The sequence below is a fragment of the Bradyrhizobium sp. UFLA05-89 genome, from assembly GCF_059803475.1.
Window position 1 is genome coordinate 16,225 of sequence record NZ_JBANBA010000002.1, and the last position, 23,338, is coordinate 39,562.

The window sequence follows — 23,338 nt, forward strand, 5'->3', positions numbered from 1 at the left end:
GAAGGCGGAAGCGTGCCCACCACTTCTAACACACCTTGGATGGTGGGCACGGCGCACTGCGCCTTTGCCCACCCTACTATACCTTGATCACATCGGCCGGACTTCGACCACGTCGGGCACGAAATGCTTCAAGAGGTTCTGGATGCCGTGCTGGAGCGTCGCGGTCGATGACGGGCAGCCGGAGCAGGCGCCCTTCATGTTGAGGTAGACGACGCCGTCCTTGAAGCCGCGGAAGGTGATGTCGCCGCCGTCATTGGCGACAGCGGGCCGCACGCGGGTCTCGATCAGATCCTTGATCATGTCGACTGTCTCGGCATCCGCCTCGTCGAAAAATTCGTCGTCCTCGTCGAGGGCGTCGTCGCTGGCGGCCACGCCATCGGCGAGCAGCGGCGCGCCGGACATGTAGTGCTCCATGATGGCGCCGAGGATCGCGGGCTTGAGCTGCTGCCACTCACCACTCGCCTTGGTCACGGTGATGAAGTCGCTGCCGTAGAAGACGCTGGTGACGCCGGGCACGTCGAACAGCCTTTCGGCCAGCGGCGAGCGGGCGGCGGCCTCGCGCGAGGCGAATTCCATCGGGCCGCCGTCGGACACGAGGCGGCCGGGAATGAACTTCAACGTGGCGGGATTGGGGGTGGCTTCGGTCTGAATGAACATGGTTTTCTCCGGACGTCGCCGGTTCAAGGCCGGCGCGTGAGTTCTCAGTACCAGATGGCGACGCCAAACGCACGGTCAAGGGGCGGGTAGGGAAGTTTCGTTGTGGGATCAGCGGGTTAGAGAAGACGCTGTCACTTACCCTTCCCTTGAGGGGGGATGAGCGCAGCGCCTTACGACAGTGCGTCGACTTCGGGGTCGCTCAATTCGCCTGAAATGATCGTTACTGGAATCGGGAACGTGCCGACGGCATTGGCGAGCAGTGCGACGTGCGGCCCCGGTCCCTCGGCGCCGGGATTGGCAGCGAGCACCAGCATCGCGATATCCGGATCCTGATCGATGACATCGAGCAGCTGTTCCATTGGGGCGCCCTCCCGGATCACCCGTTCCGGCGTGATCGCGGCGATGCCGTTGGCGCGGCCGGCAGCGCGGTCGAGCGCGGCATCGGCCGCCTCCTGCGCCTCGGCGCGCATGATGTCGGCGACACCCAGCCATTGCTGGTTCTGGTCTTCGGTCTCGATGATGCGCAGCATCACCACGCCGCCGCCGGCGCGGATCGCCCAGCGGCTGGCGTAATAGACCGCGCGATCCCATTCGGCGGTGTCGTCAACGATGACAAGGCATTTCGGCTTGTGACCCGGCTCAAAGCATCGTCGCTTGCTGCTCATGCATGTCCCGGCGTATCCCCGCCCGGCATGCTGCCACACTCCCCTTGCCTTTGGGAGAGGGACGTTGGCCGGCGCCGCGGCGTCGGCCAGACTTCGCAGGCGCAACAATCAACGCTTGCGGATGAAGCCGACGATGTCCTTGGACAGCGCCATGGTTTCGTCCGCAATCGCGCGCGCGCGGTCGGCGCCGTCGTTCAGGATGGCGTCGATGTGACCGGGGTCGGCGACCAGGCGCTTCATCTCGCCGGCGATCGGCGCCAGCTTGGTGACGCAGAGATCGACCAGCGCGTTCTTGAAGCCGGAGAACTGGCCGCCGCCGAAATCGCGCAGCACCTCGGCCTTCGCCTGGCCCGACAGCGCGGCGAAAATGCCGACGAGGTTGTCGGCCTCGGGGCGCGCTTCCAGGCCCTTCTCCTCCGTCGGCAGCGGCTCCGGATCGGTCTTCGCCTTGCGGACCTTCTGCGCGATGGTGTCGGCATCGTCGGTCAAATTGATGCGCGAATAGTCCGACGCATCCGACTTCGACATCTTCTTGGTGCCGTCGCGCAAGCTCATTACACGCGTCGCCGGTCCCGTGATCAGCGGTTCCGGGAGCGGGAAGAACAGGCCGTCATTGGCGCCGTGGCTGCGGATCGAATCGCCAAAATCGTTGTTGAACTTCTGCGCGATGTCGCGCGAAAGCTCGAGGTGCTGCTTCTGGTCCTCGCCGACCGGAACATGCGTGGCGCGGTACAGCAGAATGTCGGCCGCCATCAGCACGGGGTAGTCGTAAAGACCGACAGAGGCGTTCTCGCGGTCCTTGCCGGCCTTCTCCTTGAACTGGGTCATACGGTTCAGCCAACCCATGCGCGCGACGCAGTTGAAGATCCAGGCGAGCTCGGCGTGGCCTGCGACCTGGCTCTGGTTGAACACGATGTGCTTCTTCGGATCGATGCCGCTGGCGATGAACGCCGCGGTCACCTCGCGGGTGTTGCGCGCGAGCTCGGCGGGCCCACCCCAGACGTCCACCCCTTGCGTGATCGCGTGCATGTCGACGACGCAATAGATGCAGTTGTGCGTTTCTTGCATCTTCACGAAGTTGACGATGGCGCCGAGATAGTTGCCGAGGTGCAGATTGCCCGTCGGCTGGACGCCCGAAAAAACCCGTTCAACGAATGGCATGGTAAGCTTTCCTGGCAAGCCTTCCTGAGGTCGACGGGCCGTCGTTTCCAACAGCGGCGCTGCTCCGTCAAGTGTAATTCGCTGCTTCCTACGCGTCCTGGTCCAGATGCGCCGGCCGCCTCAAGGCGGCAAGCGCCTCGCGCCAGGAGGCAATGCCGAGCAGTTTCAGGAACAGGCCGTAGGCCACCAGGCCGCCTGTGATCTGGAGGCCGAGAACGATCAGCCCGAGCAGGCTGTGGCCGCCGGCGGGCGCGATGGCGGTCGCGAGCCAGAGCAGGGCGCCCATGAGAAGCGCGGCGAGCGCAATCCGCGGCAGCCGCTTGCGGGCGGCGGCGTCGACCGCGAAGCCGAATTCGGCGGCGCCTTTGCGAAGCAGCGAGAGCGCGCTGCTCCAGGCGCCGCACGCGATGCTCGCCGCGATACCCGTCGCGCCGAAGACATGGCCAAGCACCACGGCGAGCGCCACGGCGACCACGAACCCTTTTGCGGTAGCGATCAGCGGTGCCATCGTGTCGCCGCGGGCGAAAAAAGCCGGTGACAGCGCCTTGATCAGGACATGGGCGGGAAGACCCAGCGCCAGCGCCATCAGCGCGCTTGCTGTTGCCGCACTGTCGCTCGCGCCAAATGCGCCATGCTCGAATAGCAATCGCACGATCGGCTCGGCCAGCACGATCAGGCCAAGGGTCGCCGGCAGCGCGAGACCCGTGGCAAGCTCGAGCGCCCGCGATTCCGCATGCGCCACGGCGCTACGGTCGCCGCTTCCGGTCGCGCGCGTCAGCTCCGGCATCAGAACGGTGCCCATGGCGACGCCGACGATGCCGAGCGGCAATTCGATCAGGCGGTTGGCGAAATAAAGCCAGGAGACAGCTGACGGCGTTGCCGATGCGATTATGGCGCCGGCCACCATCAGCCATTGCGGGCCGGAGCTGGCGATCATGCCGGGGATCGCCTTGGCGAAGAAGCCGCGCATCTCCTTGTCGAAGGTGACGCGCAGGGGCGTGGCAAGGCGCGCGCTGCGCTGCGAGCCCAGCATCAACAGCTGCAAGAGGCCGGCAATGCCGACGGTCGCGGCAAGCGTCCATGCAGCGAAGACGGCATCGGCGTGCCCCAGCAGCAGAGCTGCGATCGCGGCGATCAGCGCGATGTTGAACAGCAGCGGCGAGAACGCGGTGAGCGCGAAACGGCCTTGCGCATTGAGCAGCCCCATCAGCACCGTGACCGGTCCGGCGAAGGCGAGGTAGGGCAGCATCAGTCGCGCGTTCGCCACTGCAAGATCGCGCGTGTTGCTTCCGGCGAATCCCGGCGCGATGATGGTGATGATCAGCGGCATCACCAGCGCGATGGCGATCGAGGCCACGATGAGTGCCGCGCTGATCGTCCCCAGCACACGGCCGGCGAAAGCCGCTGCGGCCTCGTCGCCGGCGCGCTCGCGCGTGCGCAACCAGGCCGGGACCAACGCCGCATTGAGCGCGCCTTCACTGAGCAGCCGGCGCACCACGTTGACGAGCTGGAACGCGGCGAGAAATGCGTCCGCGACGGCACCGGTCCCGAGCAGCGCTGCGATTAGGGAATCCCGCGCAAATCCCAGCAGCCGCGAGGCCAATGTTCCCGTCGAGACTGTCAGGAAGGAGCGGATCATGAGGCCTGAATACAATAGCGTTTTCGAGCGAAGTGGTCCCGGTTCGCGTGAAGAAAACGCGTCAAAAGATAACCCTTCGTTGCTTGCTCGCGCGGGGTCGGTCGTGATAGGCCGCGAGCCGGATTTTCAAGCAGTAGGAAGCGGATTTTCCGCCTAACCGCAATCAGGCAACGGGATCAAGGTGAATGGCTGACGCAAAATATGACGCCAAATATGACGTCCTGGGGATCGGTAATGCGCTGTTCGACGTGCTGGTTCGGACCGATGAGGCTTTTCTCGCCAAGCACGGCATGACCAAGGGCAGCATGTCCCTGATCGACGAGGCCCGTGCGGCCGCCATCTACAAGGACATGGGCCCGGCCACGGAAGTGTCGGGCGGCTCGGCCGCCAACACCATCGTCGGCGTTGCGAGCCTGGGGGCGCGGGCATCCTATGTCGGCAAGGTCAAGGACGACCAGATCGGCAAGCTCTATGTCCACGACATCCGCGCCGCCGGCGTCGCCTTCGACACGCCGGCCGCCAAGGATGGTCCGGCCACCGGCTGCTCCTACATCCTGGTGACGGCGGATGGCGAGCGAACCATGAACACCTATCTCGGCGCGGCGCAGGATCTGTCGCCCGCCGACATCGATCCGGCCGAGATCGCGGCCGCGCGCATCGTCTATCTCGAGGGTTATCTCTGGGATCCGAAAAACGCCAAGGATGCTTTCGTCAAGGCGGCGAAGATCGCGCATGATGCGCGCCGCAGGGTGGCGCTGACGCTGTCGGATTCATTCTGTGTCGACCGCTATCGCGACGAGTTCCTGTCGCTGATGAAGAACAGCACGGTCGATATCGTGTTTGCCAACGAGTCGGAATTACATTCGCTGTACATGACGTCGGACTTCGACACCGCGCTCAAGCAGCTCCGTAACGACGTCAATCTCGGCGTGGTCACGCGCAGCGAGAAGGGCTGCATGGTAGTGTCGTCGGAAGATGCCGTCGCGGTGCCCGCTTCGCCGATCGACAAGCTCGTCGACACCACCGGCGCCGGCGATCTCTTTGCTGCCGGTTTCCTGTTCGGTCTCGCGCGGGATCTCTCCTACAACCAATGCGGCCAGCTTGGCGCGCTCGCCGCCGCCGAAGTCATCCAGCACATCGGCGCCCGTCCGCAGGTGTCGCTGAAGGAGCTGGCGCAGCAGCGCGGGCTGACGGTGTAACGCGCCGTCATTGCGAGGAGCGAAGCGACGAAGCAATCCAGACCATCTCCGCGGAAAGACTCTGGATTGCTTCGCTGCGCTCGCAATGACGAGCTCGTGATACTGACGTTCCGCACACTCGCCGTCATCGCCCGGCTTGCCGCCTTCGCTGAAGCTCCGGCGAGCCGAGTTCGCGAGCCTCGTCGGAGCCTCGTCGGAGCCTTGGCGGAGACGGGACCGGGCGATCCAGTATTCCAGAGACAGCGACGAATACGAAGAGGCCGCGGCGTACTGGATTCCCCGCTTTCGCGGGGAATGGCAGCGTCATTTTGATATGAGTGTCCTCACGCCGTTTTCGCCGCCTTTAGCCCGAGCCGTTGCTCCACGGCATCCCGCATCAAAAACTTCTGGATCTTGCCCGTCACGGTCATCGGGAATTCGTCGACGAATTCGACGTAGCGCGGGATCTTGTTGTGAGCGATCTGGCCCTCGCAGAAGGCGCGAACCTCCTCGGCCGTGAGCGTCTCGCCTGACCTGACGCGGATCCAGGCGCAGAGCTCCTCGCCGTAGCGTGTATCCGCCACGCCAAAGATCTGCACGTCCTGGATCTTGGGGTGACGATAGAGGAATTCCTCGATCTCGCGCGGATAGAGGTTCTCGCCGCCGCGGATCACCATGTCCTTGATGCGGCCGACGATGTTGCAATAGCCTTCGGCGTCGATGGTGGCGAGATCGCCGGTGTGCATCCAGCCATTGGCGTCGAGCACGTCGGCGGTCTTCTCCTCGTCCTCCCAATAGCCCAGCATGACGCTGTAGCCGCGGGTGCAGAGCTCGCCGCGTTCGCCGCGCTTGACGATCTTGCCGTCGAGATCGACGACCTTGACCTCGACATGAGGATGAATGCGTCCGACGGTGGAAACGCGGCGTTCGAGTGGATCGTCGATCGCGCTCTGGAAGCTGACCGGGCTGGTCTCGGTCATGCCGTAGGCGATCGTCACCTCCCGCATGTTCATCTCGGTGTTGACGCGCTTCATCACTTCGATCGGGCACGGCGCCCCGGCCATGATGCCGGTACGCAGCGATGTTAGATTGAACTTCGAGAACTCGGGATGATCGAGCTCTGCGATGAACATGGTCGGCACGCCGTAGACTGCGGTGCACTTCTCCTGCTCGATCGTGCGCAGTGTCGCGAGCGGATCAAAGCCCTCGCCGGGGTAGACCATGGCCGCGCCGAGCGTGACGGAGGCGAGGTTGCCCATCACCATGCCGAAACAGTGATAGAGCGGCACCGGAATGCAGATGCGGTCTGTCTCGGTGAGGCGCATCGCGCGTCCGGTGAAATAGCCGTTGTTGAGGATGTTGTGATGGGTGAGCGTCACGCCCTTCGGCGAGCCGGTCGTGCCGCTGGTGAACTGGATGTTGACGGGATCGTCGAACTGCAGCGACGCGCCGAGCGCGGCCAACTGTTCGCGGTGACGGGCGCCGCCCATGCGCGCGACCTCGTCGAACGGAATCGTGCCTGATACGGCGGGATCGCCGATCTGGATGACGATGCGCAAATCGGGGAGCCGCGCCGCTTGCAGCTGCCCGGGCCTGGCGCCGGCAAGCTCGGGGAGCAGCGTATTGAGCATCTCCATGTAGTTGCTGGTCTTGAAGGCTGTCGCGGTGACGATCGCTGCGCAGCCGACCTTATAAAGGGCGAATTCCAGCTCGCTGAGGCGGTAGGCGGGATTGATCGTCACCAGGATCAGTCCGGCCTTGGCGGCCGCGAACTGGGTCAGTGTCCATTCCGGGCGGTTCAGCGACCAGATGCCGATCCGTGCCCCGTGCTCAAGACCGAGCGCAAGAAAACCGGCGGCGAGCGCGTCGACCCGCTCGGCAAATTCCTTCCAGGTCCATCGCACGCCATGACTCGGCGAGACCAGCGCTTCACGATCGGGCCAGCGCCGCACGGCCAGGTCGAGGCTGCGGCCGATAGTGTCGCCGAGCAGCGGCGTATCGGAGATGCCACATACATAGCTTTCAGCTTTGTCCGCCAAGGTCGTGTCCTCCAGCCTGGTTCATGATGGCCGCGTGCCCCGAGGGCGAGGGCCTTCGGGGCACGGTACATCCTGTTCTCGGCGCGCGCGACAGGGCGCGCCTTAGACTTAAGGGGCTATGCCGCCCTCTGGCCGCTTCCGGCATCGAGCCCGGCATAGACGCCGCGCTCGAAGCCGGCGTAGGCCTCGAGGCACTCCTTATCGACGAATGGCAGGAGTTGCATCAGGATGACGCCCGTAACGTCGCGTGACGGGTCGATCCAGAAATAGGTGTTGGCAAGTCCGGCCCAGGCGAGGCTGCCGGCGCTGCGGCCTTCAGCAGTCTTGACCGTGTTGATGAGGAAGCTGAGGCCCCATTTCTTCGTCTGCTCCGGGTAGAGATCGACGTCGTTGGTGTACATCGGTGCCACGGACGTCAGCTTGGTGACGTTGAGATCGCCGATGTGGTTCTGGCTCATCGTCGCGATCGTCTCGGGCCGGAGCACCTGGTTGCCGTTGCCGCGGCCCTTGTTGAGGATCATCTGGGTGAACTTGATGTAGTCGCCGGCAGTGCTGTAAAGGCCGCCGCCGCCCATGTGGAATTCCGGGTTCTGTTCGATCTCGAACAGGATCGGCGCCAGCGATCCATCCTCGCCGCGTGCATGCGTGGCGACCAGCCGCTGGCGCATGTCGTCGGTGATCTTGAACGCGGTATCGCTCATGCCAAGCGGCGTGAACAGATTGTCGCGCAAGTAAGCATCGAGCTTCTTGCCGCTGACGGCCTCCACGGCCTTGCCGACGAAGTCAATATTGATGCCATATTCCCAGCGTGTGCCAGGGTCGGACATGATCGGCGTCTTCAGCGCGACGTTCTGGCAGGAAAAGATGTTCGGGGTCCCGGTCTTCTCCAGATATTGAGCGCAGTCGCCGTTCCACACGTTGTAGCAGAAGCCGGCCGTATGGGTCAGGAGCTGACGTAGCGTGATCGGTCGCGATGCCGGGCGCAGCTTCGGCGCGCCGCTGGCGTCAAAACCTTCGAGCACTTGCACTGAGGCGAGGTCCGGCAACACCGTGCTGATCGGCGCTTCGAGCGAAAGCTTGCCCTGCTCGACCAGCTGCATCGCACCTGCCGCGGTGACCGCCTTCGTCATCGAGGCGATCCAGAATACGCTGTCCACCGTCATCGCATCGGGCTTGGACAGGTCGCGTTTGCCGAACGCGCCTTCGTACAGCACGTCCTTACCGGTCGCGGCGATGGCGACGACGCCTGGAATGGCCTTCGCATCGCTCTTCTGGCGCAGAACCTGATCGATCTGGGCTTTGCTTTGCATGCGCGTTTCCTCCGGTTTGATTATTGTTGGAAGTGATCGATTGTCCTCCCGGCAACCACGTGCGGCAAGCATCTCAACCCCCGCGCCGTTCGCGATGTCGTGACTTGACGGCGGGTCACGTGCGAAGGACGACAGGCGAACCAAACTGCAACACCTCGTCACAATCGGCGGTGGATGACCGCACTTCGCCGAGACCTCGTAGGGTAACAGGCGGTATGCTTCGAACATACTGCTCTGAAACATTTTGTGCACCAAGGCGTTCAGAACACGGCTGAATCGACGCGGCCGGCCAAACAATTGATGCAAATCTTGGCGGCTTCGATGACCGCGAGGGGGCTTGAAATGATTTCGACCTGGAGCGAATGGAAGCGCTATCCCCGTGCTGGGCGGGGCGACAACCTCGAGGCGCCGATTTCGCCCGGCATTTACGAAGTCCGGATCGCCGGTACCGGCGCGCTATTTTCCTTCGGAGCGGTCGAGAATCTGGCGCAGGCTCTCGCACTGCTGCCGGTCGGCTCAAAGTCGTGGTTCGGCCGGCGCGACACCACGGCCGTGCCGGATCTCGAATACCGGACCTGCGCGACCTCGACCAAGGCCGATGCCAAGGCGGCCGCCGAGCACATGGTCGGCCGGCGCGAGACCTATATGAGCGGCGCAGCGTAGACCAACGACAAGACTGAGTTGGGCTGAGTTTCTGCCTACGATGCAGGACCCCTCCCGTAGGGAGAGGTTAAGAGATCGCGGCCAGGCTCAAGCAAGACAGGCTCAAGCAAGAATCGTCCTGCGCGGGCTTCGCGCTGCCCCCAGATTAGCTTGAAGCAGATTTGCGTTTGCGGGGCGATGCAAGATGCGCCGCATGCCCCTATATTCCGGGCCAATCCGACAGTCCCAGGAGCAACGTCATGACCCCGACCGCCGCCGCACGCGCCTCGCAAGCCACCTCCACCCTGCGCGACCGTCTCAAGGATCCCGCGCTGCTGCGCGAGGCCTGCTACATCGACGGCGCCTGGGTCGGCACGCCGTCGCGGCCAGTGACCAATCCGGCGAACGGTGCCGAGCTAGCCAAAATCCCCGTTATGAGCACGGCGGAGACCACGCAGGCGGTGAAAGCCGCCGAGCGGGCGTTTCCGGCCTGGGCCAAGCTGACGGCAAAACAGCGCTCCAATATCTTGCGCAAATGGTTCGAATTGATTGCAGCCAATCGCGAAGATCTGGCACTGATCCTCACCTCGGAGCAGGGCAAGCCGCTGACCGAGGCGCTCGGCGAGGTCGATATCGGTGGCGCCTATGTCGAATTTTTCGCGGAGGAGGCGCGCCGTGTCTATGGCGAGACGATCCCGACGCAGCGCCCCGATGCGCGCCTGCTTGCGATCAAGCAGCCGATCGGAGTCTGCGGCGCGATTACGCCGTGGAATTTTCCCTGCTCGATGATCACCCGCAAGGTCTCGCCTGCGCTCGCGGCCGGCTGCACCGTTGTGCTGAAGCCCGCGAACGAAACGCCGCTGACGGCGCTTGCGCTGGTCGCGCTCGCCGAAAAGGCCGGCGTGCCGAAGGGCGTATTCAATATCCTCACCGGCAATTCGTCGGCCATCGGCAAGGTGCTGTGCGAGCATCCCGCCGTGCGTTTCGTTGGCTTCACCGGCTCGACCGAGGTCGGCAAGATTCTTTATCAGCAAGCCTCCGTCGGTGTGAAGAAGCTCGGCCTCGAGCTTGGTGGCAACGCGCCCTTCGTGGTGTTCGACGATGCCGATATCGATGCCGCGGTCGAGGGCGCAATCGTCTCGAAATATCGCAACATGGGCCAGACCTGCGTCTGCGCCAACCGCATTTACGCCCAGGATAAGGTCTACGACGAGTTCGTCGAAAAGCTTTCCAAGAAAGTCGCTGCAATGAAGATCGGCGACGGCACCGAGGCCGGCGTGGTGCAGGGCCCGCTGATCAATCTGGAAGCCGTCGACAAAGTCGAAAAACACATTGCGGACGCGGTGAAGGGTGGCGCGAAGATCGTCACCGGTGGTAAGCGCCATGCGCTCGGCGGCAGCTTCTTCGAGCCGACGGTGCTCGCCAACGTCAAGCCGGACGCACTCGTTGCGCATGAGGAGACCTTCGGCCCGCTCGCGCCGGTGTTCCGTTTCAAGGACGAAGCCGAGGTGATCACGATGTGCAACAACTCGCCGTTCGGTCTCGCCTCCTACTTCTATTCCCGCGACCTCGGCCGCGTCTGGCGCGTTGCCGAGGCACTGGAGTCGGGAATGGTCGGCGTCAACACCGGCCTGATCACGACGGAAGTCGCGCCCTTTGGCGGCGTCAAGGAGAGCGGTCTCGGCCGCGAGGGTTCGCATCACGGCATGGAAGAATATGTCGAGATCAAATACGTGATGATGGCAGGGGTGTAGGCCTGTAGCCGCGGAGGGAGTGCCGTCGCCGGGATGGAGCGAAGCGAAATCCGGAACGTTCGAGCCTCGTGCGAAAGCCCGGATTGCGCTTTGCTCCGAGCTACGCCGGCCTTACCGGCGCAGCACCGCAATGGTCCTGTTTGCAAAGCTAAGCCGCTCGGCCATGACCGAGACGAAATAGGTCAGCAGCTTGTGGCTGAGCTCGGGGTCTTCGTCCCTGATCGCATCGAACTGGTGCGTGTTCAGCACGTACAGCACGCTTGCGACCTCGGCCTGGATGGTCGCGCTGCGCGGCGTGTGCGACACCAGCCCCATCTCGCCGATCGTGGTGTAGCGGCCGAGGCTCCGTACGCGCGTGGTCCGGTCGTCCTCGGCAGGGACCATGATGCCGACGCGTCCGTCGAGGATGAAGTGCATGGAATCGGCGGGGTCGCCGGCGTGCACGATGATCTCCCCGGCATCGACCTCGAGGCGCTGGCAGCGGCGGATCAGCTCGTCGGCGTCCCGTTCGCTATCGAGAATCCGCGCGAACCAGTCCCGCAAGTTGGCCTCTTCCTGAGCGAGCCCCTGATGTTGCGAGATGATCTCGTTCTCGCACCATTCCAGCGCATGATCGAGCTCGGGAATGATGGTGACGCCTTCGCTGATGAAATCGCTGGACCGCAGCACCTTTTCGGCCGCGGCCGACAGATGCACCAGGATCAGCTCGACGCCGAGGTCGCGCGCGCTGCGCTTGATCTGGGCAAAACTGTAGGCGGCCGAGGAATCGACGCCGGTCACGAGCTTGAAGTCGAACAGCAGATAGCGGCACTCCGGCCGCTCCCCGAGCAGGCGCTTGACGTGCTGATAGAGCCGGTTGGCCGAGCCGAAGAACAGGTAGCTCTGGAGATTCAGGCCCTGGATCGTGCCGCCATGGGCCAGTAGCACGTCCTGATCGTCCCGCGAGCGGTCGAGCGAAGAGCGGTATTCGGAGCCGTCAAAGCTGTATTTGATCGACTCCACCCGCGCCGCGCTGAACGCGAATGTCAGGCAGCCGATGATCACCCCGATCAGGATGCCCGGCACGAAGCCCCAGATCACGATGATCACGATGATGGCGATCAGCGACAGATATTCGAGCTTCGATAGCCGCTTGCGCGACTCGATGATCCATTTGTGGAGCTGATCGGCGCCGAGATAGAGCAGAAGGCCGCCAAGCACGAATTTCGGCATGAACCCGAGCAGATCGGGCGCGATGGCCAGCATCAAGAGCGACATCGCCGCGACGGTCAGACCCGACAGGCGTCCGCGGCCGCCGCTGCGGAAATTGAGGATCGAACGGCTGACCGAAATGCAGCCGGCATAGCCGGCGAGCGCTCCGGCCAGGATGTTGGCCGCGCCCGTGACGTTCAGCTCGCGCTCGAGATTAGCCTCGCGATGCACGGCGACCTCGATACCCGTGGTGTTGAACAGCGTGCTGGATGCCGTGACGAAGATCACGGCGACCACGTTGCCGAGCAGGTCCGGCACGGCCGGCCAAGGATAGCGGACGAGACCGTCGGTATGCCAGGGCAGCATGAAGGCGGCCGGCGGCGGAGGCTCGAAGGTCCAGCCCATGGCGCGCGCGTCCTCCGGCGAGATGCCCGCGATCCAGAACGCCACATGTGCCGTGAGCATGCCGCCGACCAGGATGATCGGCAGTCCGAACGGGCTGCGCGAGCGATGCCAGGTGAAATACAGCACCAGCGCCATCGCGCACGCCGCCCCCAGTTCCGACAGCATGATGCCGCTCGTGAAGCCCAGCAGCGTCCCGAACTGCACCGGATGATTGGTGATGACCCGGATGGCGCCCATGACGATCAGAAGTCCGGTGGCGCCGAGGAAGCCGCCGACCACGGGAAAAGGCACGGAGCGGATCGCGCGGCCCATCCGTGTCAGTCCCAATCCACACAGAGTGAGTCCGGTCAGAACGGTCGACAGGCCGAGCGTGATCAATACGGACGAGAGCAATGGTGCTGGCAGATTCGCCGTCTCGATGCGTTCGACCAGCGAGGCGGCCAGGATTCCCGTCACCGCGGCGGTGGAGCTGTCCGGTGCGGCAATCGCAAAGGGCAGAGAGCTTCCGAATCCGATGATGGCCGCAAGCACGGCGGAGCTGATGAAGGTCGCGGCGATTCCGTAGGACAGATAGGGGGAGAGCGGACCGGCGAAGATCAGCAGCGCATAGGAAAGCCCAAAGGTGACGGTCAGGACACTCGCTGCGCTTCCGCCCAGTATATCATTCAGCGCACGCTTGATGGCCGGATCGAATCGAGCGGCCGGACTGTAGGTGATTGCTGGATCTGTCACGCCCTTGTGCTCGCCCCTGAAAATTTCCGTCCGAGACGTAGACGACTGCGAGCCTAGCGCAAAAGGATTTTTGCAAATATGAAATCGCCAACAGTTTCGGGCGATCTCTCGATGTCGTCCTGGCGAAAGCCAGGACCCATTACCCAGGGAGAAGTCGTGGAGCGAAATCGGTTAACCGCGAGTCTTCGCCAAACCCTGTCCTGTGGTAATGGGTCCTGGATCAGCGCTCGCTCTGCTCGCTTGTCCAGGACGACAGTGAATGTGAATGGCGGTCAACGTCGGAGGGGCGTCCTCGCCCGATGACTTGCGACCGCGCTAGATCTTCAGCTCTTTTCCCGTCATCCGCCGATACGCTTCCAGATATCTCTTGCTCGTCGCCTCGACCACGCTTGCCGGGAGCGGCGGGGGCGGGGCGTCGCCGTTCCAGCGGCCGGCGCGGCGTTCGACATCCAGGTAGTCGCGCAAGGGCTGCTTGTCGAAGCTGGCCTGCGGCTGGCCTGGCCTGTAGGCGTCGACCGCCCAGAAGCGCGAGCTGTCCGGCGTCATCACCTCGTCGATCAGGATGATGCGGCCGTCCTTGTCGCGGCCGAACTCGAACTTGGTGTCGGCGATGATGATGCCCTGCTCACGCGCGAGCTCCTCACCGAGCGTGTAGATCGCGCGCGTCATGCTCTCCAGCGTATGGGCGACCTCGTCGCCGACGATCTCGCGCATCCGCGCGATCGTGATGTTCTCGTCATGGCCGGTCTCGGCCTTGGTCGCCGGGCTGAAGATCGCAGGATTGAGTTTTTCACTCTCGACGAGGCCTGCCGGCAGCTTCTCGCCGGCGAGCGTGCCGGACGCCGCGTATTCCTTCCAGGCGGAGCCGGAGATGTAGCCGCGGATCACGCATTCGATCGGAAACACGGTGGTGCGCTTGCACAGCATCGCGCGGCCGAGGATGTCGGCGCCGTGCGCTTTCAGCGCTGGCACGGCTGCGATGATCTCGTCGGTGTTGGCGCTGATGACGTGATGCGGCACCACGCCCTCAAGCTCTCTGAACCAGAAGGCGCTGATTTGCGTGAGCACCGCGCCCTTCATCGGGATGGTCTCGCCCATCACGACGTCGAAGGCGCTGATACGGTCGGTGGTGACGAGCAGCAGGCGATCGTCATCAACGGCGTAGATATCGCGTACCTTGCCACGCCCGATCTTGGGGAGCGGCAGTTCACTGGTCAGCATCGTGGTCATCGGCAGGGCCTTCAGGCAGGAGATCTTAGGGCCGCGCGACAGCGCGGCCCAGGATCGGGATAGCCTATTCCGGCAGCGGAATGAATTCGTGTTCCTGCGGAACCGCCGCGAAGCGACCGGTTTTCCAGTCCTGCTTGGCCTGCTCGATCCGCTCCTTGCTGGAGGACACGAAATTCCACCAGATGTGGCGTGGCCCCTCGAGTGCATCGCCGCCGAGAAACATCATCCGCGTCGGCCTTACGGCCTTCACGGTGATGCGATCGCCGGGCCGGAAGATCAGCAGGCGCGGCCCCTCATACCGTTCGTTGGCGATCTCGACCTCGCCGTCGACGACATAGATCGCGCGTTCCTCGTGATCGGGATCGAGCGGCACGCGCGCGCCCGCCACCGCCGTGACCTCGGTATAGAACCAGGGCGAGACCATCGTGACCGGCGATGTGATGCCGAACGCGGAGCCGGCGATCACCCGCGCGGTGAAATCGCGCTCGGAGATCATCGGCAGATCGCCCGCGGCGTAGTGCTGGAATGACGGGGCGATCTCTTCCGATGCCGCCGGCAGTGCGATCCAGCTTTGCAACCCCAGCATCTTCTGACCCGAGGCGCGCTGCGTATCGGGCGTGCGCTCGGAATGCGCGATGCCGCGGCCTGCGGTCATCAGATTCATCGCGCCGGGCTGGATCTCCTGGATGTTGCCTTCGCTGTCGCGGTGCATGATCGCGCCGTCGAACAGATAGGTGACGGTGGCAAGGCCGATATGCGGATGCGGCCGCACGTCCATGCCCTTCCCGGAGACGAATTGCACCGGTCCGAAATGATCGAAGAAGATGAAGGGCCCGACCATCTGCCGCTTGCCATGCGGCAGCGCGCGGCGGACTTCAAATCCATCGCCGAGATCACGGGTGCGCGGCACGATGACGAGATCGAGCGCATCGCATGTTTTGGGATCGCCGAGCACGGGATCGTTGTCGGGCATCCAGCTCATGGTGGACTCCTTTTGGCTTTCTTGGGCGCGAGCCTAGCAGGAATTTGCAGCGCCGTCGCGACAAAGGCCGGCCACAAACTCCACTGTCATCGCCAGGTCCGGTCTCCGCCAAGGCTCCGACGAGGCTCGCAAACTCGGCTCGCCGAAGCTTCAGCGGAGGCTGCAAGCCGGGCGATGACAGTGTGCGTGGGGGATGCGGATGGTCCTTGAAAAAGCCGGTGTAACGAACGATGTTCGGCCGATCTCAACCGTGATCGACCGCAGCATTCGATGACAACAGCCGCTCTCGAGCTCGCCTTCCGCTCCGCCAGCGTCGCGCTGCTGCTGGTGCTGGCTGCGTCATTGGTCGCCGATTTCCGCAACGTGCTGGCGGGGCGGCTCGGTGCTGCTCTCGCACTGGGCTTGGCCGCGCATGCGGTGAGCTATTCGGTTGGTGTCACGTCTCGGATCCCGGCATCGCATGCGCCGCTAGTTGCGCTATCGACCGGTAACATCGTCGTGTTCTGGCTGTTCACGCGCGCGCTGTTCGACGACGAGTTTCGCTTAAGCTGGTGGCACGGATGGGTCTGGGCGCTGGTGACGGCGTTCAGCTTCGCAGGCTGCGTCTGGATTGCGCCTGGCGGCCACGTACGGTTTTCGGTGACGGTGGTCAACCTGATCGTGCTCGGCTTCATCGCGCTTGCGATTGGGCAGACGATCGCCTCGTGGCCGGCCGACCTGGTCGAGCGCCGCCGCCGCGTTCGCGTCTTCCTCGTCTGTGCCGGCGCGCTCTATGGCGGGGTGAATGCGCTGCTTCAGATCTCCGTCGCGGGTTATCGCGTCGGCGATGCCGCCGATACGATCAATGCCGGCGTGCTCGCCTGCATCGTCGCGGCCATCGCCTACGCCATGATGCGGGTCGATGCCGCCGATCTGTTTCCGGTTGTCGCCGAGGCCGCACCGGCGGTCATTTTCCGCCCGCAAGCTAGCGAAGACGCCGCCGACCAGAAGCTGATCGACGCCCTGATGCGGCTGATGGCAGACGAGCGGATCTACCGCCAAGAGAACATCACCATCGGCGCGCTGGCGGGCCGGCTCAAGATTCCGGAATACCGGTTGCGCCGGCTGATCAACCAGCGGCTTGGCTACCGCAACTTCAATGTGTTCCTGAACAACCACCGGATCGAGGAAGCCAAGGCCGCGCTGGCCGATCCCTCGCAGGCCGAAGTGCCCGTCATCACCATCGCGATGGATGCCGGCTTCCAGTCCCTCGGCCCGTTCAACCGCGCCTTCAAGGCGGTCACGGGCGTGACACCGACGGAATATCGGCGCCTCAAGGCCGATGTGGCTTAGTTTTATGCCTTTGAAATCACAGGATAACTCTAGAATCGGCCAGGTCCGATCAGTTTCAACCTGGTCATTTTCCAAATCCGGCGAGCTGCCATCGGCCCGCTCTGGTCCTTCTCCGGTATTCGCCCCAAAGCCGGAGAAAGCCCGTGACCCGCCGCCGCAAGATCGTCCTCCTCACCACCGCCATTGCCTGTACAGGCCTCGCGCTCGCCGCGGCGAGGGCCCGTGACGTGCCCAAGGTTGCGACTGGCTTCATCGCCCACACGCTCTGTTCGGAGACGTTCGTCTCCGGCCTCGATCCCAGCCGCAATCTCGCCGAGACCACGGATGCGATGCCGGGCGCGGGCCCGCTCACCTGGGCGATGGATTTTCAGGTCGATCGTGCGCGCAAGGACGTGACCGTGTCTCTGTTCGGCATCGGCCGCAGCCATGCCGTCTATCGCGAGGGGCTCGGCTGCACGCTCGAGCACGGCCAGGGGATCACCGACGTCGCGTTGTCGCCGGATGACAAGCAGCCTGCCTTGCTGCCGGAGATCGCCGGCCCGGGACTGGTGGCGCCGCAAAGCGAAGGACTGTCAACCGCGCTCGACCGTGCCTTCGCCGAGCCAGCGCAAGCGCCTTATCGGCGCACCCGTGCGATCGTTGTCATGAAAGCCGGCCGCATTATCGCCGAGCGCTATGCCGATGGCATCGGACCGGAGACGCCGCTGCTCGGCTTCTCCATGACCAAGTCGGTGACCTCGGCGCTGACAGGCATTCTGGTGCGCCAGGGTAAACTCAAGCTCGACGGGCCCGCGCCGATCGCCGCCTGGCAGAGTCCGGACGATCCGCGCCATGCCATCACCGTCGACCAATTGCTGCGCCACACCGCCGGGCTCGCGCTCGGAAGCTCGTTGCAGGCGTCGCTCGGCTCTGTGCTCGAGCCGGTCAACACGATGAAGTATGCGGAAAACGACATGGCCGCCTTTGCCGAGCGCGCGCCGCTTGCGACCGCGCCGGGCACGGCCTGGAACTATCACGACGGCAACTTCCTCATCCTCGCGCAGCTGATTCGCAATGCCGCCGGCGGTAAGCCCGCAGATGCGCTTCGCTTCGCGCGCCGCGAACTGTTCGCGCCGCTCGGCATGGTCAACGTCATGATTCAGCTCGACGGCGCCGGCACGATCGAGGGCTCCGGCGAAATGCTGGCGTCGGCACGCGACTGGGCGCGCTTCGGCCAGCTCTATCTTGACGACGGCGTCGTTGGCGGCAAGCGTATCCTGCCCGAGAGCTGGGTGAACTATTCCGCGACGGCCACGCCGAACGGCTGGGTCGGCATCGGCGCCGGCTTCTGGACCAATCGTGGCGACAGTTTTGGCGCGAACTACCGCATCGAGCACGGTTGGCCGTGCGATGCCTTCTTCGCCAAGGGCACGATCGGGCAATATGCGATCGTGATCCCGTCCGAGCGCCTGGTGATCGTGCGCCTCGGCCGCTCGCCGAACTGGCCGCCGGAGGTGGACGGGGTGTTTCAGCTTGTAAGCGACGTGGTTGCGGCGACGCATGACAAGGCGAAGATGGCGGGTGGGAACTGAGCTGGCGAACTCCTCTTCCCTTCTCCCTTGCGGGAGAAGGTGGCACAGGCCGCTTTCGTCGGCCGTTCTTAAGAGAATGGCGCCGGATGAGCGGTTCTCTCCGCGAACTCAATTGTGAAAGGTTCACGCGCGGAGAGAGACCCCTCACCCGGCTTCGATGCTTCGCATCGAATCCACCCTCTCCCGCAAGGGGAGAGGGTGTGTCAGCGCGGCGCTAACTCACTGCCTCCCCAGCTGCGTTGCCTTCGCCACGCGATCGAACCGCTCCAGCGATAGGATCGCATCCGCGAATTGTTCAGCGCGTGCATTCAGCACCGGGCGTGCCAGCGTCAAGAATTTCTGTTGCATTGCCTGCGCGTCAGGGAATGAGGTCGGTTCGCCGGATGGGTCGGCGTGCAGTCGCTCGTGCACACCGTCGTCGGTGGTGATGCTGACGCGCGCGCCGAACGGATGGACGCGGCCTTCCAGCCGCGAATCCTGCACCACCTCGAACTTGTCGGCGAGCGCGTCGATCGCGGCATCGCCAAGTCGTTTGTAATCGTCCCAGCCGAAGCTGCCCTGGTCGAGCGCAAGCGCGCCGGTGAAGAACATCGAGAACTGGCCCCCGACGATCGAGCGCGGGTGCCGCTTGGTCGGGGCATCGCCGGTCAGCGTGATGCCGTTGCGGTGCAGGCCGATCTCGACACGCTTGACCTGCTCGGGCGTCAGATTGTGCTCGCGCCGCATCGCGATCAGCGCGTCGATTGCGGCGTGGGTATAGCGGCAGCTCGGATAGGGTTTGACGCCGATCTTCATGGTCTCGTAGCTCTTGCCGAGTTCGGCGACGGCCTTGTCCGGATGCGCGTCGTCGGTGTAGCCGACGAGCAGGCCGTGCTTGCCCTCGACCGATTCCGTCGAACCCACGAAATCGTTGCGCGCCAGCGTGGCGGCGATCACGCCGTTCATCGCGGCGGCGCCGACCTGATAGCGCTTGTTCCAGGCGCCGCTGAGCAGAAACTGCAGCGAGCCCGCGGCCTGGCTGCCGGAGACGCCGAAGGCTGAGATGATCTGCGTCTCGGAGAGGCCGAACAGCTTGCCGGCTGCGGCCGCCGCGCCATAGGTGCCTGCGGTCGCGGTCGGATGAAAGCCGCGGGCGTAGTGCGAAGTCGGATCGAGCGCGTTGCCGAGCCGGCAGCAGACCTCATAGCCCGCAACGATCGCGGTCAGCACGTCGCGTCCGGAGGCGCCGACCATCTCGCCGACCGCGAACGCGGCCGGCACCACCGGCGCGCTCGGATGCAGCGAGGAATCGGCATGCGTGTCGTCGAAATCGAGGGAGTGGCCGAGGGCACCGTTGAGGAGTGCGGCGACCGCCGGCGTCCAGGTTTTGGTATCGCCGAACACGGTGGATTCGCCCTTGCCGTCGAGCGCCAGCGCTTCCAGCATCTTCAGCAGCGACGGCGTCGATTCCGCCTCGCGCCGTGCGCGAATGGCGCTGCCGAGGAAATCGAGCGTCAGCACCTTTGCGCGCTCAAGTACCTCCGCTGGAATATCCTCATATTTTAGCTTGGCGACATAGGCCGCGAGCGTTGCGGTTTCGTGGGCCATCGTGTTTCCTCGTTTTGGCCGGCAGGGTAGGCGGGCGGATTTCCCCTTTCAAGCCGCCTCGCGGCCACGGGTATCAGCTATGCTTTTGGTCGGTTGACGAGGATGGGACCGGGACGTTTGACGATGGTAGGCGTAAGACAGCTGTTCGACCGGCTCTGGTTGCGAAAGACCCAGTTGGGGCTGGCGGTCCGGGTCACGGTGGCCGCCACCGCCGCCTATGCACTCGCCACCGCGCTACACCTGTTGTTGCCACTCTGGGCTGTGCTGACGTCCATCATCGTGACTCAGATGAGCGTAGGGCGCTCGCTCAAGGCGACGCGCGACTACATGCTGGGCACGATCGGCGGCGCCGTCTACGGCGGCGCCATCGCAATCCTGATCCCCTATTCCGGCGAACTGGGCCTGCTGTGTTTGCTGGTGCTGGCCGTGGCGCCACTTGCCTATATCGCGTCGATCTATCCGAATCTGAGCTCTGCAACGGTGACGGCCGTAATCGTGCTTGTGCTTCCGACCATGCATCATGCCGATCCCATGGCCTCGGCGATCGATCGCGTCAGCGAGGTTTCGGTCGGCGCCGTGACGGGGCTGCTCGTCTCGTTCCTGGTGCTGCCGTCGCGCGCGGTACGGCAGATTCGCGCGAGCGCTGCCAAGCTGCTCGAGCTGATTGCGGAGGCCTTTACCGAACTGCTCGCGGGTCTGACGCGCGGCCGCGACAACGATGCGTTGCATCGGATTCAGGACGGGATCGGCGCCGCAATGGTCGGCATGAATACCATTGGTGCCGAAGCCGAGCGCGAGCGTTCCGCGCGATTGTCCAGCGGACCGGATACCGGCCCGTTGCTGCGCACGATCTTGCGGCTGCGCCACGACGTCGTGATGATCGGCCGCGCGACCGTGGTGCCACTGCCCGTCGAGGTGCAGGTCAGGCTCGCGGCACCCCTGACAGAGGTCAGCGCGGCGATCGTGCGCTTCCTGAAGTCGGCGGCCGACGCCATGCGCGAGGGTGCCGGCGCGCCGCCGATCCACCCCGTGCACGTCGCGCTCCAGCACTATGCCGAGGCGGTTGCCGCCGTCCGTCAGGACGGCGTGATCCGCGGACATCCCGGCGACACCGCGGAGCGCTTCTTCGCCCTCGGCTTCTCGCTGGAGCAGATGCACCAGAATCTCTGCGACCTCGATCGCGTCATCGGCGAGTGGTCCGAAGCTGTGGCCGATGGGCCGGTGAAAGCGGCGGAATAATTAGCGGACCGGCTCCTCGATCCTTCCCATCATGCCGCGGGCCACGAGCTTGTGGAACGGTGTGATGAGCATGAGGTAGGTCCGGCCGAGGAAATTGTTTGTCTTCACCAGAGTGGTCACGGTGACCTGGCGGCTCGCTGCATCCCCGGCCACGTCGACGACAATGCGAAAATCGAGGTGAGAATCGTCGAAGCCGGCGACCAGCCGCTCGGGCGTCTCGCTCAACACTGGAAACAGGCCGATCAAGCCGCCGGGCGCAGGTGCGCCTTCGCCCGATTTTTTCAGCCCGAACGGCGTCACCAGAATATTACGCAGGCGCACCAGCGCATCGACCCAGCGTGGTCCGTTCAAGACCATCCGTGTGCAGGCCTCACGGGCGTTGACTGCCGCGGTGCCAATGTCGACGCGAAAGGCGTCGATGAACTGCGCGCCTGACAGCACCGTGCCGGTATCGACGTTCGGGGTGATTTCGCGAACGGGACTTGTCATCCCGGGATTTTGCGCGTCAGCATCCGAAAGCGCAAGATCAAGAGGCCGGCATAGACGAACGATCCGATCGACAATCCGATCCAGACGCCGACCGCGCCGAGGCCGGCGTGGAAGGCGAGAACCCAGGCGATCGGGAAGCCGACGCACCAATAGCCTATTGCCGCGAACACCAATGTCATCTGGGTGTCATTGATGCCGCGCAGCGCGCCGCCCATGATGGTCTGCAACGCATCGGCGATGAAGAAGGTCGCGCCGACCAGAAGAAGCGTCGCGGTCAGATTGACAGTCGGTGCGCTCGCCTCGCTGCTTCCGAAGAACAGCCGTCCGAGCTCATAGCGGCCGAGGATGATCGCAACCGTCAGCACCGCGACGAACGTAATCCCGAGCAGGGCTGCGACGAGACCCGCGCGTCGGACGCCCGCCGGGTCGTCGCGGCCGAAGGCGTGGCCGACCCGCACCGTCGCAGCCATGCCGATGCCGAGCGGGACCATGAACAGCACAGCCGTGACCTGAAGCGCGATCTGGTGCGCGGCCAATGCGGTGGTCGAGATCAGGCCCATCAACAGCGCCGCCGAGGAGAACAGGCCGTATTCCAGCAACAGCGAGAACGAAATCGGCGCGCCGATCACGATCAGCTGGCGCATCAAGGGCCAGTCGATCCGCCAGAGATGCGCGAGCGGATGATAGTCGGCGAACGGCTTGCGCCACGCCGCAATGGCGAGTGCTGCGAGAAAGGTGCCGAGATTGACGAGCGTGGTCGCAAGCCCCGCGCCGAACAGGCCGAGCTTCGGCAAGCCGAACAGGCCATGGATCAGGCAATAGACCAGCGCGAAATTCGCGGGGATCGCCGCCAGCGTGATCCATAGCGGTGCCTGTGGCCGGTTCACCGCGCTCATCATGCTTCGCAGCGCGATGAAGCCGAGCGCCGGCGCAATGCCCCAGGCCAGACCGTTCAGATAGCGCTGCGCGAGCACGGCCGAAGGTGGCGCCTGTCCGAGCGCGATCAGTATGTGCTCGCCATAAAGCGGCGAAGCCATCATCGGCAGCGAGATGAGGAACGCAACCCACAAGCCCACGCGCAAGGAGCGGCGGATGCGTCTGACGTCGCCGGCGCCGAACGCCTGGGCTGCCAGTGGCGATACGGCCGCCATCAAGCCGAGCCCGAAGGTGAAGCTGACGAAATAGACGGTGTGCGCAAGTGCCGCAGCTGCGACGGCGTCCTCGCCGAGCCGCCCGATCAGTGCGAGATCGCTGGTGATCATCGCGATCTGCCCGAGCTGCGTCAGCATCATCGGCACTGCCAGCCGCAACGTCTCGCCGAATTCATCGGCGAGGTGGTTTTGCGCGGCGAGCTGCTGCGATGGGCGGCGGACGGTTTCGAGCATGGCCGGCCGATAACACAGCCCCACGTCGAAAACATGGCCTCCTCTCGTGTCCCGGACCGCAAAGCGCGAGCCGGGACCCAGAAGCCACGGGCACGGGCCTCGCAACATGGGCCCCGGCTCAGCAGCGCATCACCGTAGCGCGCTTTTGGT

General features: G+C 64.4%; 18 protein-coding genes. 6 read left to right on the forward strand and 12 right to left on the reverse strand.

Annotation, left to right across the window (positions count from 1 at the left end):
- Window positions 1-87: 87 nt before the first annotated feature.
- The 4 genes from SO139_RS01350 to murJ all read right to left on the reverse strand — a co-directional run bounded on the left by SO139_RS01350 (window position 88) and on the right by murJ (window position 4,122).
- The gene (locus tag SO139_RS01350; RefSeq protein ID WP_449377686.1) at window positions 88-657 is read right to left on the reverse strand and encodes a NifU family protein; all 570 of its coding nucleotides are present in this window, start codon (window positions 655-657) and stop codon (window positions 88-90) included.
- Window positions 658-827: 170 nt separating this feature from the next.
- Window positions 828-1,322, reverse strand: a complete 495-nt coding sequence (locus SO139_RS01355; protein WP_449377685.1) for a universal stress protein — start codon at window positions 1,320-1,322, stop codon at window positions 828-830.
- Window positions 1,323-1,430: 108 nt separating this feature from the next.
- Complete coding sequence (gene trpS, locus SO139_RS01360) at window positions 1,431-2,483, reverse strand: tryptophan--tRNA ligase (protein WP_449377684.1); 1,053 nt, start codon at window positions 2,481-2,483, stop codon at window positions 1,431-1,433.
- 88 nt (window positions 2,484-2,571) lie between these two features.
- On the reverse strand, window positions 2,572-4,122 hold the full coding sequence (gene murJ / locus SO139_RS01365) for a murein biosynthesis integral membrane protein MurJ (RefSeq protein ID WP_449377708.1): 1,551 nt from the start codon (window positions 4,120-4,122) through the stop codon (window positions 2,572-2,574).
- 185 nt (window positions 4,123-4,307) lie between these two features.
- Here murJ and SO139_RS01370 point away from each other — a divergent pair, with 185 nt between their 5' ends.
- Window positions 4,308-5,321: an adenosine kinase gene (locus SO139_RS01370; protein ID WP_449377683.1), complete on the forward strand. Its 1,014-nt coding sequence runs from the start codon at window positions 4,308-4,310 to the stop codon at window positions 5,319-5,321.
- A gap of 323 nt (window positions 5,322-5,644) precedes the next feature.
- On the opposite strand, the gene SO139_RS01375 is transcribed toward SO139_RS01370, so the two are convergent.
- Entirely contained in the window at window positions 5,645-7,339 is a 1,695-nt protein-coding gene (locus SO139_RS01375; protein WP_449377682.1) for an AMP-binding protein, read from the reverse strand.
- 116 nt (window positions 7,340-7,455) lie between these two features.
- Window positions 7,456-8,649, reverse strand: coding sequence for a serine hydrolase domain-containing protein (locus SO139_RS01380; protein ID WP_449377681.1), 1,194 nt, complete (start codon window positions 8,647-8,649; stop codon window positions 7,456-7,458).
- A 342-nt stretch (window positions 8,650-8,991) separates the two neighbouring features.
- Between SO139_RS01380 and SO139_RS01385 the strand changes: the two genes are divergently transcribed.
- Both SO139_RS01385 and SO139_RS01390 read left to right on the forward strand, forming a co-directional pair.
- A complete protein-coding gene (locus SO139_RS01385) occupies window positions 8,992-9,312 on the forward strand; it encodes a hypothetical protein (RefSeq protein WP_498539578.1) in 321 nt (106 codons plus the stop codon).
- Window positions 9,313-9,551: 239 nt separating this feature from the next.
- On the forward strand, window positions 9,552-11,045 hold the full coding sequence (locus tag SO139_RS01390; protein ID WP_449377680.1) for an NAD-dependent succinate-semialdehyde dehydrogenase: 1,494 nt from the start codon (window positions 9,552-9,554) through the stop codon (window positions 11,043-11,045).
- A gap of 111 nt (window positions 11,046-11,156) precedes the next feature.
- On the opposite strand, the gene SO139_RS01395 is transcribed toward SO139_RS01390, so the two are convergent.
- From SO139_RS01395 to SO139_RS01405, 3 genes are all read right to left on the reverse strand, one after another.
- Window positions 11,157-13,373, reverse strand: coding sequence for an SLC26A/SulP transporter family protein (locus SO139_RS01395; RefSeq protein WP_449377679.1), 2,217 nt, complete (start codon window positions 13,371-13,373; stop codon window positions 11,157-11,159).
- Between the two features lie 315 nt (window positions 13,374-13,688).
- A complete protein-coding gene (locus SO139_RS01400; RefSeq protein ID WP_498539579.1) occupies window positions 13,689-14,603 on the reverse strand; it encodes a phosphoribosylaminoimidazolesuccinocarboxamide synthase in 915 nt (304 codons plus the stop codon).
- 64 nt (window positions 14,604-14,667) lie between these two features.
- Window positions 14,668-15,585, reverse strand: a complete 918-nt coding sequence (locus tag SO139_RS01405) for a pirin family protein (protein ID WP_449377677.1) — start codon at window positions 15,583-15,585, stop codon at window positions 14,668-14,670.
- A 270-nt stretch (window positions 15,586-15,855) separates the two neighbouring features.
- Between SO139_RS01405 and SO139_RS01410 the strand changes: the two genes are divergently transcribed.
- Together SO139_RS01410 and SO139_RS01415 are read left to right on the forward strand one after the other, a co-directional pair.
- Window positions 15,856-16,917: an AraC family transcriptional regulator gene (locus tag SO139_RS01410; RefSeq protein WP_449377676.1), complete on the forward strand. Its 1,062-nt coding sequence runs from the start codon at window positions 15,856-15,858 to the stop codon at window positions 16,915-16,917.
- 143 nt (window positions 16,918-17,060) lie between these two features.
- Window positions 17,061-18,488: a serine hydrolase domain-containing protein gene (locus tag SO139_RS01415; RefSeq protein WP_474800879.1), complete on the forward strand. Its 1,428-nt coding sequence runs from the start codon at window positions 17,061-17,063 to the stop codon at window positions 18,486-18,488.
- 219 nt (window positions 18,489-18,707) lie between these two features.
- Here the strand turns inward: SO139_RS01415 and SO139_RS01420 are convergent, their stop codons facing one another.
- Window positions 18,708-20,075, reverse strand: a complete 1,368-nt coding sequence (locus SO139_RS01420; RefSeq protein WP_449377674.1) for an MmgE/PrpD family protein — start codon at window positions 20,073-20,075, stop codon at window positions 18,708-18,710.
- 123 nt (window positions 20,076-20,198) lie between these two features.
- On the opposite strand from SO139_RS01420, the gene SO139_RS01425 reads away from it, so the two are divergent.
- Complete coding sequence (locus SO139_RS01425) at window positions 20,199-21,314, forward strand: FUSC family protein (RefSeq protein WP_449377673.1); 1,116 nt, start codon at window positions 20,199-20,201, stop codon at window positions 21,312-21,314.
- Here SO139_RS01425 and SO139_RS01430 read toward each other — a convergent pair whose 3' ends face one another.
- Window positions 21,315-21,803 (reverse strand): DUF2867 domain-containing protein, encoded by a 489-nt coding sequence (locus tag SO139_RS01430; RefSeq protein WP_449377672.1) that lies wholly within the window; start codon window positions 21,801-21,803, stop codon window positions 21,315-21,317.
- The gene (locus tag SO139_RS01435) at window positions 21,800-23,188 is read right to left on the reverse strand and encodes an MATE family efflux transporter (RefSeq protein WP_449377671.1); all 1,389 of its coding nucleotides are present in this window, start codon (window positions 23,186-23,188) and stop codon (window positions 21,800-21,802) included. Before SO139_RS01435 ends, SO139_RS01430 begins: the two co-directional genes overlap by 4 nt.
- Window positions 23,189-23,338: the final 150 nt, after the last annotated feature.